At 67.8% G+C, this 12,552-nt stretch carries 13 protein-coding genes; 7 read left to right on the top strand and 6 right to left on the bottom strand.

Going from position 1 to position 12,552, the window contains the following annotated elements; all coding sequences use genetic code 11:
• Positions 1-9: 9 nt before the first annotated feature.
• Positions 10-699, top strand: coding sequence for a Crp/Fnr family transcriptional regulator (locus tag RS883_RS01600; protein ID WP_315761997.1), 690 nt, complete (start codon positions 10-12; stop codon positions 697-699).
• 105 nt (positions 700-804) lie between these two features.
• Here RS883_RS01600 and RS883_RS01595 read toward each other — a convergent pair whose 3' ends face one another.
• On the bottom strand, positions 805-1,467 hold the full coding sequence (locus RS883_RS01595; RefSeq protein ID WP_315761994.1) for an MBL fold metallo-hydrolase: 663 nt from the start codon (positions 1,465-1,467) through the stop codon (positions 805-807).
• Between the two features lie 77 nt (positions 1,468-1,544).
• On the opposite strand from RS883_RS01595, the gene pabB reads away from it, so the two are divergent.
• The 3 genes from pabB (at position 1,545) to RS883_RS01580 (ending at position 4,839) form a co-directional block, all read left to right on the top strand.
• Positions 1,545-3,302, top strand: coding sequence for an aminodeoxychorismate synthase component I (pabB, locus tag RS883_RS01590; protein ID WP_315761992.1), 1,758 nt, complete (start codon positions 1,545-1,547; stop codon positions 3,300-3,302).
• A gap of 46 nt (positions 3,303-3,348) precedes the next feature.
• On the top strand, positions 3,349-4,548 hold the full coding sequence (locus RS883_RS01585) for a pyridoxal phosphate-dependent aminotransferase (protein ID WP_315761990.1): 1,200 nt from the start codon (positions 3,349-3,351) through the stop codon (positions 4,546-4,548).
• 144 nt (positions 4,549-4,692) lie between these two features.
• Complete coding sequence (locus RS883_RS01580; protein ID WP_315761988.1) at positions 4,693-4,839, top strand: hypothetical protein; 147 nt, start codon at positions 4,693-4,695, stop codon at positions 4,837-4,839.
• Here the strand turns inward: RS883_RS01580 and RS883_RS01575 are convergent.
• Positions 4,832-5,017, bottom strand: a complete 186-nt coding sequence (locus tag RS883_RS01575; RefSeq protein WP_315761987.1) for a hypothetical protein — start codon at positions 5,015-5,017, stop codon at positions 4,832-4,834. The two genes, RS883_RS01580 and RS883_RS01575, sit on opposite strands and share 8 nt — an antisense overlap.
• A gap of 146 nt (positions 5,018-5,163) precedes the next feature.
• Here RS883_RS01575 and msrA point away from each other — a divergent pair, with 146 nt between their 5' ends.
• Both msrA and RS883_RS01565 read left to right on the top strand, forming a co-directional pair.
• Entirely contained in the window at positions 5,164-5,817 is a 654-nt protein-coding gene (gene msrA, locus RS883_RS01570) for a peptide-methionine (S)-S-oxide reductase MsrA (RefSeq protein ID WP_315764920.1), read from the top strand.
• A gap of 54 nt (positions 5,818-5,871) precedes the next feature.
• Entirely contained in the window at positions 5,872-6,150 is a 279-nt protein-coding gene (locus RS883_RS01565; RefSeq protein WP_315761984.1) for a CsbD family protein, read from the top strand.
• A gap of 187 nt (positions 6,151-6,337) precedes the next feature.
• Here RS883_RS01565 and RS883_RS01560 read toward each other — a convergent pair whose 3' ends face one another.
• The 3 genes from RS883_RS01560 to RS883_RS01550 all read right to left on the bottom strand — a co-directional run bounded on the left by RS883_RS01560 (position 6,338) and on the right by RS883_RS01550 (position 9,563).
• Positions 6,338-6,979, bottom strand: coding sequence for a TIGR02466 family protein (locus tag RS883_RS01560; protein WP_315761982.1), 642 nt, complete (start codon positions 6,977-6,979; stop codon positions 6,338-6,340).
• Between the two features lie 4 nt (positions 6,980-6,983).
• Positions 6,984-7,565, bottom strand: a complete 582-nt coding sequence (gene ppa, locus RS883_RS01555; protein ID WP_315761980.1) for an inorganic diphosphatase — start codon at positions 7,563-7,565, stop codon at positions 6,984-6,986.
• Positions 7,566-7,652: 87 nt separating this feature from the next.
• The gene (locus RS883_RS01550) at positions 7,653-9,563 is read right to left on the bottom strand and encodes a peptidase M61 (protein WP_315761979.1); all 1,911 of its coding nucleotides are present in this window, start codon (positions 9,561-9,563) and stop codon (positions 7,653-7,655) included.
• 144 nt (positions 9,564-9,707) lie between these two features.
• Here RS883_RS01550 and RS883_RS01545 point away from each other — a divergent pair, with 144 nt between their 5' ends.
• On the top strand, positions 9,708-11,033 hold the full coding sequence (locus RS883_RS01545; protein ID WP_315761977.1) for a methyltransferase family protein: 1,326 nt from the start codon (positions 9,708-9,710) through the stop codon (positions 11,031-11,033).
• A gap of 133 nt (positions 11,034-11,166) precedes the next feature.
• Here RS883_RS01545 and RS883_RS01540 read toward each other — a convergent pair whose 3' ends face one another.
• Complete coding sequence (locus RS883_RS01540) at positions 11,167-12,540, bottom strand: glutamate--cysteine ligase (protein WP_315761975.1); 1,374 nt, start codon at positions 12,538-12,540, stop codon at positions 11,167-11,169.
• Positions 12,541-12,552 lie beyond the last annotated feature (12 nt).

The following is a 12,552-nucleotide window of genomic DNA, read 5'->3' as shown; positions in this document are numbered from 1 at the left end:
CATATTCACTTGACCCCGGGGGAGCGCGAAACGCTCGACCGGCTGGAGGATCGCACGCGTACGATCAAGCGCGGAGGCATCCTTCGCCGCAGCAACGACCAGACGGGCGAGCTGTTCATCCTGCGCACCGGGCTGATGATGACCTATGTGCTGCTGGACGATGGCAGCCGGCAGATCCTGCGCTTCCACTTTCCGGGCGACATGCTGGGGATGTCGGGGCTCGTCTATCCCGAGGCGCCGGAGACGATCTGTGCGGTGGCCGAAAGCGTCGTCTGTCCGTTCGATCGCAGCGCACTGGCATTACTGATCGAGACGCATCCGCGGCTCGCGTCGATGATCCTGGCCTATGCGCAGATCGAGCGCGTGTCGCTGACCGATCGGCTGGCGGCATTGGGCCGCACATCGGCCAAGGCGCGGGTGGGGGCGCTGCTGCTCGACTGGCGCAGCCGGTTGCGCGCCGCCGACAAGTCGATCGAGGACAGCTTCGCGCTCAGCCTGACGCAGGAGGAGGTCGGCGATGCCACCGGGCTGACGGCGGTCCACGTCAACCGGATGCTTCGCCAGCTGGAGGAAGAGGGCCTGATCGCGCGCGAGGGCCAGCGCGTGACGATCCGCGACGAACGCGCGCTGACGGCGGCGACCAACTATGTCGACCGTTATCGGCGGCTCGACCTGGGATGGCTTCCGCAGGGGCGATAGCGGCACCTATCCGTTCGTCCTGAGCCTGTCGAAGGACGTGCGGCAAGCGATGCGCTCGTGACACGTCCTTCGACAAGCTCAGGACGAACGGTTGAGGACGGGCGTTCAGCCCCGCGCGAGCACCCGGTCAGCCACGAACGGGTTGCTGCGCCGCTCCTCGCCGAAGCGGCTGGGCTCGCCGTGACCGGGCAGGAACAGCGTGTCGTCGCCCATCGGCCACAGCTTGGTGACGATCGCGTCGATAAGCGCATCGTGATCGCCGAGCGGGAAGTCGGTGCGGCCGATCGATCCCTTGAACAGCACGTCGCCGACGATCGCGAGCTTGGAGGCTGCGTGGTGGAAGACGACATGGCCGGGCGTGTGGCCCGGGCAATGCCAGACCGATAGCGTCAGGTCGCCGACGGTGACGCTCTCGCCCTCGACCAGCCAGCGATCGGGTTCGAACACCACGCCGCGGATGCCGTAATTGCGACCATCCTCGTCCAGCCGCGCGATCCAGAAGCGGTCGGCCTCGTGCGGCCCCTCGATCGGAACGCCGAGCTTGTCGGCCAGCGGCTTGGCCTCGCCGCAATGATCGATATGGCCGTGGGTGAGCAGGATCTTCTCGACCGTCACCCCGGCCTGCTCGATCGCGCTCTCGATCCGCGCCAGGTCGCCGCCGGGATCGACCACTGCCGCCTTCATCGTCGCGGTGCACCAGAACAGGGTGCAGTTCTGCTGGAGCGGCGTGACGGGAATGATCGTGGCGCGAAGCGGGGGCTGGGTCATCCTGGCGGCATAGGCGCTCGGAAGCGTCCGGACAACGAGGCTTGCCGCGCCGCGACTCGCGCGGCAGTGCTGACGCGATGGCGCTCACCGCACCTTTCGTCCTGCTCGACGACGCGCGCGAAGGCGGCGCGGGGGCGCGGCTGTTCCGCGACCCGCGCAGCGTCCTGATCGCGCGCACGGTCGGCGAGGTGGCGGGCGTGCTGGACGGCGTGCGCGCGGGGCTGGCCGAGGGACTGCATGCGGCGGGGTTCCTCGCCTATGGCGCGGGCGCGGCGTTCGAGGCGCGGGCCCCCGTTTCGCCGTCCGATCCGCTGGCGTGGTTCGGACTGTTCGAGCGGGTCGAGGCGTTCGATCCGGCGGATCTGCCCGATCCGCGGGCGGCGTGGATCGGCGAGGCGGAGCCGGCCATCGACTTCGCGACCTATGCCGCGCGGCTGGACGCGGTCCTCGCGCTGATCCGGGCGGGTGACATCTATCAGGCGAACCTGACCTTTCCGGCGACGGTGCGGATCGTCGGCGATCCGCTCGCCGCCTATGCGCGGCTGCGCGCGGCGTCGGGGGCGGGCTGGGGCGGGGTGGTCGCGACGGGCGAGGCGACGCACCTGTCGCTGTCGCCGGAGCTGTTCTTCACGCTGACCGGCGGCCGTTTGACCGCGCGGCCGATGAAGGGCACCGCGCCGCGCGAGGCAGACGCGCAGGCCGACGATGCCGCGGCAACCGCGCTCGCCGCCGACCCCAAGCAGCGCGCCGAGAATCTCATGATCGTCGATCTGATGCGCAACGACCTGTCGCGCGTCGCGGTAGCGGGCAGCGTGCGCGTGCCGGCTTTGTTCGAGGTCGAGCGCTATCCCACGGTCCACCAAATGACATCGACGGTGGAAGCCGCGCTCTCGCCCGGCCGCGATGCCGTCGACGTCCTGGCGGCACTGTTCCCCTGCGGGTCGATCACCGGCGCGCCGAAGCTGCGCGCGATGCAGGCGATCGCCGAGATCGAGGGGCGCGGGCGCGGGCTCTACACCGGCGCGATCGGAACTCTGTCGCCCGGCGGCGATGCCGCCTTCAACGTCGCGATCCGCACGCTGACGCTGCCGACGGGCGCGGATCGCGCGGAATTGGGGCTGGGCTCGGGGATCGTAGCCGATTCGAACGCCCCCGACGAATGGGCCGAGTGCCTGGCCAAGGGCGCGTTCCTGACTCGCGGCGCGCGCGCGTTCGACCTCATTGAGACGATGCGCTTCGACCCGCACGAGGGCGTGCTGCTGCTCGAGCGGCATCTCGAGCGGATGCGCGCGAGCGCGGCGACGTTCGGCTTCCCCTTCGATCGCCATGCCGCGCGCAACGAGCTTCAGGCCGCGACCTTTCGCCTGCGCGAGGGCGCGCGGGTGCGGCTGCTCTTGTCGCCGACCGGCGCGTTGGCGATCGAGACCGCGCCGCTGCCGCCGCCGTTCGCCGAGCCGCTGCGGGTGGCGGTCGTGCCGCTTCCGGTGGCGACGAGCAACTTCCGCCTTCGCCACAAGACCAGCGACCGGCGCTTTTACGACGCGGCGCGGCGGGCGGGCGGGACGGACGAAGTCGTGTTCGTCGATCCTGATGGGTTCCTGACCGAGGGCAGCTTCACCAACCTGTTCGTCGAGCGTGACGGCGCGCTGCTGACGCCGCCCGCCGCGCGCGGACTGCTGCCGGGGGTGCTGCGCGCCGAGCTGCTGGCGAGCGGACGCGCGATCGAGGCCGATCTGCGCGCCGACGATCTCAGTGACCGCCTGTTGATCGGTAACGCGCTTCGCGGACTGGTTTCGGCGGTTATTGTTGCGGCGCCGCACCGCGCGGGACTATAGGCGCGCCGCGCGCAACGGGCGCGCGACTTGTCGAAAGCCCTGATCCATGACGCCCTCGACTGCGCTCGGCCGCATCCAGCCCTCCGCCACGCTCGCGATGACGACGCGCACGCTGGAGCTGAAGGCCAAGGGCGTCGACGTGATCGGCCTGGGCGCGGGCGAGCCCGATTTCGACACGCCCGACTTCGTCAAGGAAGCCGCGATCCAGGCGATCCGCGACGGCAAGACCAAATACACCAATGTCGACGGCACGGCCGAGCTCAAGCAGGCGATCGCCGCCAAGTTCGCGCGCGACAACGGCCTGACGTACGAGGCCAACCAGATCACCGTGAACGTCGGCGGCAAGCACACGCTGTTCAACGCGCTGGTCGCGACGATCGACCCGGGCGACGAGGTGATCGTGCCGGCGCCCTATTGGGTGAGCTATCCCGACATCGTCCAGTTCGCGGGCGGCACGCCGGTGTTCGTCGCGGCGGGGTCGGACCAGAACTACAAGGTGACGCCCGACCAGATCGAGGCGGCGATCACGCAGAAGACCAAGTGGCTGATCCTCAACTCGCCGTCGAACCCCACGGGCGCCGCCTATACCGCGGACGAGCTTCGCGCGATCGGTCAGGTGCTCGACCGGCATCCGCACGTCTGGATCATGGCGGACGATATGTACGAGCATATCACCTATGACGGGTTCGAGTTCGCGACCATCGCTGAGGTGTGTCCGACGCTGTTCGAGCGCACGCTGACGGTGAACGGCTGTTCCAAGGCCTATTCGATGACTGGCTGGCGCATCGGCTTCGCCGCCGGGGCTCCCTGGCTCATCAAGGCGATGGCCAAGCTCCAGTCGCAGTCGACGTCGAACCCGTGCTCGATCGCGCAGGCGGCGGCGGTGGCGGCGCTCAATGGTCCGCAGGACTTCCTGGCCGAGCGCGCGGCGGCGTTCCAGAAGCGCCGCGACCTGGTCGTCGGGATGCTCAATGCGATGCCGGGCGTCACCTGTCCGACGCCGGAGGGCGCCTTCTACGTCTATCCCGACCTGTCGGGCGTGATCGGGCGGACGACGCCGAAGGGCGAGCTGCTGGACAGCGACGAGAAGATCGTCGGCTATCTGCTCGACGAGGCGCGGGTGGCGGCGGTGCATGGCGCCGCCTTCGGCCTCTCGCCGGCGCTGCGCATCAGCTATGCCACCAGCGACGAGCTGCTGCGCAAGGCGTGCGAGCGGATGGGCGAGGCGCTGGCCGCCTGCCGCTGAACGGCTGCCGCAAACCAGACTGAAAGATGAACGGGCGGTCCACCGTCCGTTCAACCCGACTCATTACAAACGGGCCGGTGAGTGCGGGGAACCGCGACTCAGTGGGTTCACGGGCGGACGCCGCCCCCGGCCAAAGGGACTGAGATGACGAACAAGATCCGCGCCGGCTTCCTCCGGCACTTCCTTTCCGGCTTCGCGCTCGGCGCGGTGGCGCTGGTCGGCTTTCAGGCGAGCCAGCCCGACGACAAGCCGATGTATCCGCCGGTGACGCAGACCGCGTCGCTCAGCTGACCCGCGACCCCTCGACCGCCCGCCGCGCCCATTTGAACAGCGGCGGTTCGGCCGGGGCGTCCTTTGGCCGCACCTGGTCCCGGATCGCCTCTGCAAAGAGGTTGAGTTCATTGTCGTCGAGCGGCCGTGCGTCGCGCACCGCCTCGACGAGCAGTGGATGGAAGATGGTCACGGTCAACGGTCCCCGAAACGCAATCACTGGCCCCGCCACCTAAACGCACTTGGCGACAGCCGCGTTGCATCCACGGTCGCGAATGGACGCTTTTCGTTTCCGGTCCGACGCACCATCTTGGCGTGACGGACAGGAGAGTCGAGATGAAGCGGATGTTGGCGATCGGCCTGGGTGCGGCCGCGGTTGCGGGTGCGGCGCTGATGGCGGCACCGGGTCATGCGGAGAAAGCGGTGCCGGTCCCGGCGCCCGCTGTCGATGTACCGGCGGCCAAGGGCCGCGCCGTCGCGGTGCTGGCGGGTGGCTGCTTCTGGGGCATGGAAGCGGTGTTCGAGCAGGTGAAGGGCGTCGTCGACGTGACCAGCGGCTATGCCGGCGGCGACGCGGGCACCGCCAATTACGGCGCCGTGTCGACCGAGCGGACGCGCCATGCCGAGGCGATCCGCATCGTCTATGACCCGAGCGTCGTCAGCTATGGCCGGCTGCTCCAGCTCTATTTCTCGGTTGCGCACGATCCGACGCAGCTCAACCGGCAGGGTCCGGACAGCGGCCCCAGCTATCGATCGGCGATCTTCCCGCAGTCCAAGCAGCAGGCGGCGGTCGCTCAGCGCTATCTGGCGCAGCTCGGCAAGGCCAATCTCTATGGCAAGCCGATCGTGACGCGGATCGAGAGCGGCAAGTTCTACCCGGCGGAGGCGCAGCATCAGGATTTCGCACGCCGCAACCCGCGCCATCCGTACATCGTCCGTTGGGACGCGCCCAAGGTTGCGGCATTGAAGGCGGCCTATCCGCGGCTGGTCCGGGGCTGAAGGCAACTTTCCTGGCCGCAACGCGTCATGGCCTTCGAATATCGGAGGACGGACATGAACGAGAATATCGTCGAAGGGACCATCCGCGAGATCGGCGGCAAGGCCAAGCAGACGCTGGGATCGGCAGTCGAGGACCGGTCGATCGAGGCCGAAGGCGCCGCGGATGCCGCCGAGGGTCGGACGCAGAAGTCGATCGGCCACTTCCAGGCGGCGATCGAGGAAACGCTGGAGCCCGCGATCGACTTCGCGCGCCGCCAGCCGCTTGCGGCGCTGGGGATTGCGGCGGCCGCTGGCGCCGCGCTGTTCGCGGCGTTCGGGCGCAAGCCGGAGTAACTCGGCCCTTTCCGACCGTACGTGCTGAGCTTGGAATAGCTCGGCACGGACGGAATTACCCCAACCCCGTTCGTCCTGAGTAGCCATTGAGCTCGTCGAAATGGCGTATCGAAGGACAGGTGCTTCGATACGCGACCTCGACTTCGCTCGGCCGCTACTCAGCACGAACGGGGTGGGAACGGTGCCACTACTTGGCGTCCAGGTTCATCGCGATCGAGATGCGCTCGCGCGTGCCGCCGTGCGGGCGGACGCCGTGGCGGAGCCAGGCGGGGAAGACGATGAGGTCGCCGGCCTTGGTGACGATGCGCTTGTCGGGCGATTGCGGCTGGCCGTCGCTGCCGATCATGCGGAAGCCTGCCATCCGCGCCTGCGGTAGCGGGAAGCGCGGGTCCTCCAGATAGAGTTCGCCGCCGCCAGCCTCTCCGGCATCGCCCATGTCGACATAGAAGACCGCGGCCCACAGCACGCCGGGATGGGCGTGGCTCATGTTGAGCGCGCCGGGCGGCGAGACGTTCGCCCACATGCGCAGGCTCCACTCGATCTCGGCCGGATCGCGGCCGTCGAAGTGGGAGAGGCGCCTGGCGAGCCGGATCGCGAGGTCGGCGACGCGTGCCGCCGCCTCGCCGCCCCAGTCGAGCATGTCGGTCGCCGAGTGCCAGCCGCCGACATTGGATCGATCGAGGCCGGCATGCGCCGCGCGCCGCTCGCGCACCGCGGCGGCGAGCGCGGCGCAGGTTTCCGCAGGCTCCGTCACCTGCGCATGCAGTGCCGGCGTGTCGAACAGGCCGAGCAGCGCCGCGCGGGCCTTGAGCTCGCCGGCGCCGCTCACGCGATCAGTCCTCGCGGCCGGGAACGTCGTGGTTCATCGGCTCTTCGCCCTTCGCCTTCTCGGCGTTGTAGCGCTCGATCGCCTCCATCGTCACGCGGCGCGCCTCGTCGCGATCGCCCCAGGTGCCGATGCGCACCCACTTCTTCTTCTCCAGGTCCTTGTAGTGGGTGAAGAAGTGCTCGATCTGCTCGAAGACGATCTCGGGCAGATCCTCCTTGCCGTCGACCTTGGTGTAGTAGGGGAAGGTCGAGTCGACGGGGACGCAGACCAGCTTCTCGTCGCCGCCGGCCTCGTCCTCCAGGTTGAGGACCGCGATCGGGCGCGCGCGCACGACGCAACCGGGGATGAACGGGCTGCGCGCCACGACCAGCGCGTCGAGCGGGTCGCCATCGGGGCTCAGCGTATGCGGCACGAAGCCGTAGTTCGCCGGATAGCGCATCGGCGTGTGCAGGATGCGATCGACGAACAGCGCGCCCGACGCCTTGTCGAACTCGTACTTGACGGGCTCACCGCCGGTCGGGACTTCGATGATGACGTTGAGATCGTCGGGCGGCGACTTGCCGACGGGCACCTTGTCGATGCGCATGGTCCAAAACTCCCTGAAGAATGCTGGGCGATGCGCATAGGCCTTTGGTGCGGCGCGTCAATGTTGCGCCGCACCAGTGTCCTTCTTTTACTTGGCGCTGAGCAACCGATCGAGCCCGCCGTCGCCCGTCCCAATCTTCTCGGCGCGCGGATAGCGGTTGCCGCCGCGATAATCGATCACCGCCTCGCGGTACGTGTCGTCATGCTTGAGGAGGAGCTTGATCGGCGCCTGGCCGCCCTTGTTGGCGGTGATCGCGGTACGCAGGACGTCGGGCTTGTACGCCTGTCCATTGACCGAGACGATCGTCGTGTTGATGTCGATGTTCTTCTCGAACGCCGGCCCGTCCCAGCGGACGGCGCTGACCGCGCCTTCCTTGCCGATGCTAAGCCCCAGCGAATAGAAGAAGTCGGCATTGCCCTCCTTCTCGGTGCTCTTGAGATAGGGCGACTGCTCCTCGGTATAGACGATGCGGTAGCCGTTCTTCTCGAACCCGGCGACCGGTGCGCGCTTGTTCACCTGATAGACGCGCTCGTTGAGGAAGGTGCGCCAGTCGTAGGGCTGGATGCCCTCCATCGTCTTTACCACGTCGTCCAGGTTGTAGGTCAGCACGCCCCAATCGCCATCGCGCATGCCGAAGAAGGCGCGGGCGAAATCGTCCATCGACTTGGCGCCGCCCGACAGCTCGCGCAGCTTTGAATCGGCCTCCAGCCAGATCAGCAGCCCTTCGTTGTAATAATCCTCGCTGCGCTGATAGCTGACCCAGCCCTTCGGTCGGCGGGCCGAGATGATCGGGTCGTTGGTCGTGTCGATCATCGGACGCCAGTCGCGGCCGGGCCGGTTGTCGAGGCTGGCCCAGATCGCCGCCATCATGTCGAGCGTGTCCTGCTTGGAGACGAGGCCCGAGCGCGCCTGGAGCACATAGCCCCAGAACTGCGTCTGCCCCTCATACACCCACAGCATCGAATTGCGCATCGGCGTGCGGAAATCGGGCGTCCACAGGTCGGCGCCGCGGCGGAACTTGCCATCCCAGCTGTGCGTGAATTCGTGCGGCAGCAGATTGCGGCGGCCCGGGCCGTCGTTCCACTTGGTGAAATAGCCCGAGGGAACGCCGTTTTCCGAGCTGCGATGATGCTCCAGGCCGATGCCGCCCATCTGGTCGGTGATCGCGAACAGGAACTCGTAGCGGTCGTAATGCTGCGCGCCGAACAGCTTCACCGCCTGTTCGACGAGGCGCTGGTGCGCGGCGACCTGCTCGGGCGTCGCCTCAAGCTCTTCGGGCTTGTCGGCGAAGACGTTGAGGTCGACGCGGTCGCTGAGCTTGAACTCGCGGTAATAACGGCCGGCGAACACGGGCGAGTCCTGCAGCGTCTCGTAGCTCGTCTGCTGATAGGCATAGGTCGCGCCGGTGCGCGTCGAGGGCAGCCCCGACGCCGCGGTCCAGCCCGCCGGATACTTCACGTTCGCCTGGATCGGGATGCGGCGCGTGTAATAGCCAGCGGGATAGAGGCTGACCGCTTCCCATTGCAGGTTGAGCATGTTGGGCGCGACCATGATGCGGCCCTGGTCGGGCTTGGTCGCCGACAGGAACTGGAAGCTCGCCTCGACCGAACGGACCCCCTCCGGCACGTCGATGTGGAAGGCATAGACGTCGACGGGATCGCGCTTCCACGGCAGCACGCGATTGCCCGCGCGGATCGTGAGGCCGGCCAGCTTCTCGATCTGGCCGCGCGGCGCGTGGTTGCCGGGCAGCCAGGCGGGCATCAACAGCGTCATGCGGCCTGCCTGTGCGACGGGGATCGTCTCCTTCACGCGCCAGATCGCGCGATCGACGTCGGTCGCGTCGACGTCCAGGCGGATGACGCCCGGATAGTCGACGTCGCGCGGGGCGGGGATCGTCTCCTCGAACGGCAGCGGCTGGGGCATGGAATTGCCCTGCTGCGCGAGCGCGGCGGCGGACGAAGCGAGCAGGAGCGCGGCAAACGCAAGGCGACGAGTCATGGATGCCTTTCGGGATGACGGGAGAATGGGCGCAATAAAGACCCGTCTCGCCGCAGCATCAAGGCCGTTTCGCTTGATATCGTCACATCGGCGACCGATCGTCTTCACGCGGCGCTTACCATTTCCGGGCTAGAGCGCACGGCCATGTATCACGACACGCGCCTTGCCGCCCGCGCGGCCGATCCGCGGCCCCGTTCGGCGGTGTCGACCGGCTGCGGTCTGGTGGGGCTCGCCGGCCTCTTGACCTGGACGACGATCGCCAAGCTCTATGGCATGGACGGGCCGTTTTCGGCCCTGACCAATCTCGTCGCCTGTGCGGTGCCGATGGTGCTCTGGGCGATCTTCGTCGACAAGGTTCATCGCCACGCGTCGACCGGCCTCGATTGGTCGAACCCCAAGCCGTGGCGCGAGACGTTCGAGATCAGCCTGACGCGGCTCGCCGGCCTGTGGCTGACCTGGGGTGCGATCGGCCTCATCTACTTCAGCGTGCGCGTCTATCATGAGGGGATGTTCGGCTTTGCGATGGCGTGCTTCCAGGCGGCGGCACCATGGCTGTTCGCGCTGTCTATCCCGTACATCTTCCTGATCGACCGGGTGACGGTCGAGCCCAGGGACGGCACCTGGCATTTCGGTGCCTGGGTGATGGGGCTGGACGAGCCGATCGACCGCACCGCGATCGCGCACCATGCGCGCGCGTGGGCGGTGAAGGGCTTCTTCATGGCGTTCATGCTGGCGATCGTGCCCGGCGGCTTCGGCGCCTTCATCCGCGGCGACATGGGGCAAGTGCTGTCGAGCCCGACGGCACTCGCCATGTGGCTCATCACCTTCATGTTCATGATCGACGTGGCGTTCGCGACGGTCGGCTATGTGCTGACGATCAAGCCGCTCGACGCGCATATCCGCACGGCCAATCCGTTCGCGGCGGCGTGGATGGCGGCGCTGATCTGCTATCCGCCGTTCATCCTGATGGGTGACGGGGGGCCGCTCGACTATCATCAGGGCACGCAGGGACCGGACGGTTGGGCGGTCTGGTTCGCCGGGCATCCGGTGCTGCTGGCGGTCTGGGGCGCGGCGCTGGTCGGACTGACGGGCATCTATGCCTGGGCGACGATGGCGTTTGGGTTCCGGTTCTCGAACCTGACGCACCGCGGCATCCTAACGCACGGACCCTACGCCTTCTCGCGGCACCCTGCGTACCTGTCGAAGAATCTGTTCTGGTGGCTGGCGGTGCTGCCGATGCTGCCGGCGGGTGGCGACTGGCAGGACGGGGTGCGCAACACGCTGCTAATGGGGGTGGTCAGCGGGGTCTATTACTGGCGGGCCAAGACCGAGGAGCGGCACCTGGGGCTCGACCCGGCGTATCAGGCGTATAGCGCGTGGATGGCGCGGAACGGGGCGGTGCCGCGGTTCTTTGCGTGGTTGGGAGGCGCCAAGCGTCCCCAAAATCCCAATCCCGTTCATGCTGAGTAGCGACCGAGTAGCCGCATAGCGGCGTATCGAGGCGCGTATCGAAGCACGGTTTCGAGCATCAACCTCCTTCGATACGCCGCCTCGATACGCGCTTCGCGCTACTCGGCGGCTACTCAGGACGAACGGTGGGTGATTAGAACCGATTCTCCCGGTAGATGCCGGTCGCATCGCCGTCCCACTGCGCGTGGTAGCGCTCCAGCAGCCGCTCGGCGGGCACCTTGCCCGACCGGACGATCTCGTGGAGCGGTTCGAGGAAGCCCGTTTCGTCGTCGCCCGAGCCGTTGCGCCGCGCGCGCGCGGCGAGCCCGCGATGGGCAATGGCGAGCACGTCCTTAGCGATGTCGCGCAGCTTGCCGCCGCCGGGCAGCGGCGCGTCGAGCGCCAGGCGCGGGACGTCGTTGCGAAGCGATTCCCGCTCTTCCATCGACCAGCCCTTGACCAGGTTCCAGGCGGCGTCGAGCGCGCCCTGGTCGTAGAGGAGGCCGACCCAGAAGGCGGGCAGCGCACAGATGCGGCCCCACGGCCCACCATCGGCGCCGCGCATCTCCAGGAACGTCTTGAGCCGCACCTCGGGGAAGGCGGTCGACAGATGGTCGGCCCAGTCGTCGACCGTCGGCTTCTCGCCCGGCAGCACCGACAGCTCGCCGCGCAGGAAGTCGCGGAAGCTCAGCCCGGAGGCGTCGATGTAACGACCCTGACGATAGACGAAGTACATCGGCACATCGAGCGCGTAGTCGGCATAGCGCTCGTAGCCGAAGCCCTCGTCGAACACGAAGGGCAGCATGCCCGTGCGGTGCGGGTCGGTGTCGGACCAGATGTGGCTGCGATAGGAGAGCATCCCGTTCGGATGCCCCTCCGTCAGCGGCGAATTGGCAAACAAAGCGGTCGCGAGCGGCTGGAGCGCGAGGCCGACGCGGAACTTCTGCACCATGTCGGCTTCGCTCGAATAGTCGAGATTGACCTGGATGGTGCAGGTGCGCAGCATCATGTCGAGGCCCATCGACCCCACCCGCGGCATGTGCCGCAGCATGATCGCATAGCGGCCCTTGGGCATGATCGGCAGCTCGGCGCGGGTCTTGTCCGGCCACATGCCGAGCCCGAGGAAACCGAGGCCCAGCTTCTCGCCGACAGCCTTCACCTGTTCGAGGTGACGCCCCGTCTCGGCGCAGGTCTGGTGCAGGTTTTCGAGCGGCGCGCCCGACAGTTCGAGCTGGCCCGCGGGCTCCAGGCTGACGGTCCCGTCGGGTCCGGCAAGCGCGATGACGGTCCCACCCTCTTCGACCGGCGTCCAGCCATAGGGGGTGAGCGCCATCAACAGGTCGCGGATGCCGCCTGGCTCGTCATAGCTCGGCGCGCGGAAATCGTCGGTGCGATAGACGAACTTCTCGTGCTCGGTGCCGATCCGCCAGCGTGCCGCGGGCTTTTCGCCGCCGGCGAAATAGTCGATCAGCTGCGACCGATCCTCGATCACCGGGGCGTCGGTCGCCGATGCCGTCTTCGTGCTCATGGCGGGCCTCTA

Origin of the sequence: Sphingomonas sp. Y38-1Y (genome assembly GCF_032391395.1) — a bacterium.
GTDB lineage: Bacteria > Pseudomonadota > Alphaproteobacteria > Sphingomonadales > Sphingomonadaceae > Sphingomonas.
This window is presented reverse-complemented; position numbering and strand designations above follow the sequence as displayed.

Excerpts from the sequence above, each read along its gene's own strand:
- RS883_RS01595 (WP_315761994.1), bottom strand. The coding sequence starts at position 1,467 with ATGACCCAGCCCCCGCTTCGCGCCACGATCATTCCCGTCACGCCGCTC.
- pabB (WP_315761992.1), top strand. The coding sequence starts at position 1,545 with ATGGCGCTCACCGCACCTTTCGTCCTGCTCGACGACGCGCGCGAAGGC.
- RS883_RS01585 (WP_315761990.1), top strand. The coding sequence starts at position 3,349 with ATGACGCCCTCGACTGCGCTCGGCCGCATCCAGCCCTCCGCCACGCTC.
- RS883_RS01580 (WP_315761988.1), top strand. The coding sequence starts at position 4,693 with ATGACGAACAAGATCCGCGCCGGCTTCCTCCGGCACTTCCTTTCCGGC.
- msrA (WP_315764920.1), top strand. The coding sequence starts at position 5,164 with ATGTTGGCGATCGGCCTGGGTGCGGCCGCGGTTGCGGGTGCGGCGCTG.
- RS883_RS01565 (WP_315761984.1), top strand. The coding sequence starts at position 5,872 with ATGAACGAGAATATCGTCGAAGGGACCATCCGCGAGATCGGCGGCAAG.
- ppa (WP_315761980.1), bottom strand. The coding sequence starts at position 7,565 with ATGCGCATCGACAAGGTGCCCGTCGGCAAGTCGCCGCCCGACGATCTC.
- RS883_RS01550 (WP_315761979.1), bottom strand. The coding sequence starts at position 9,563 with ATGACTCGTCGCCTTGCGTTTGCCGCGCTCCTGCTCGCTTCGTCCGCC.
- RS883_RS01545 (WP_315761977.1), top strand. The coding sequence starts at position 9,708 with ATGTATCACGACACGCGCCTTGCCGCCCGCGCGGCCGATCCGCGGCCC.
- RS883_RS01540 (WP_315761975.1), bottom strand. The coding sequence starts at position 12,540 with ATGAGCACGAAGACGGCATCGGCGACCGACGCCCCGGTGATCGAGGAT.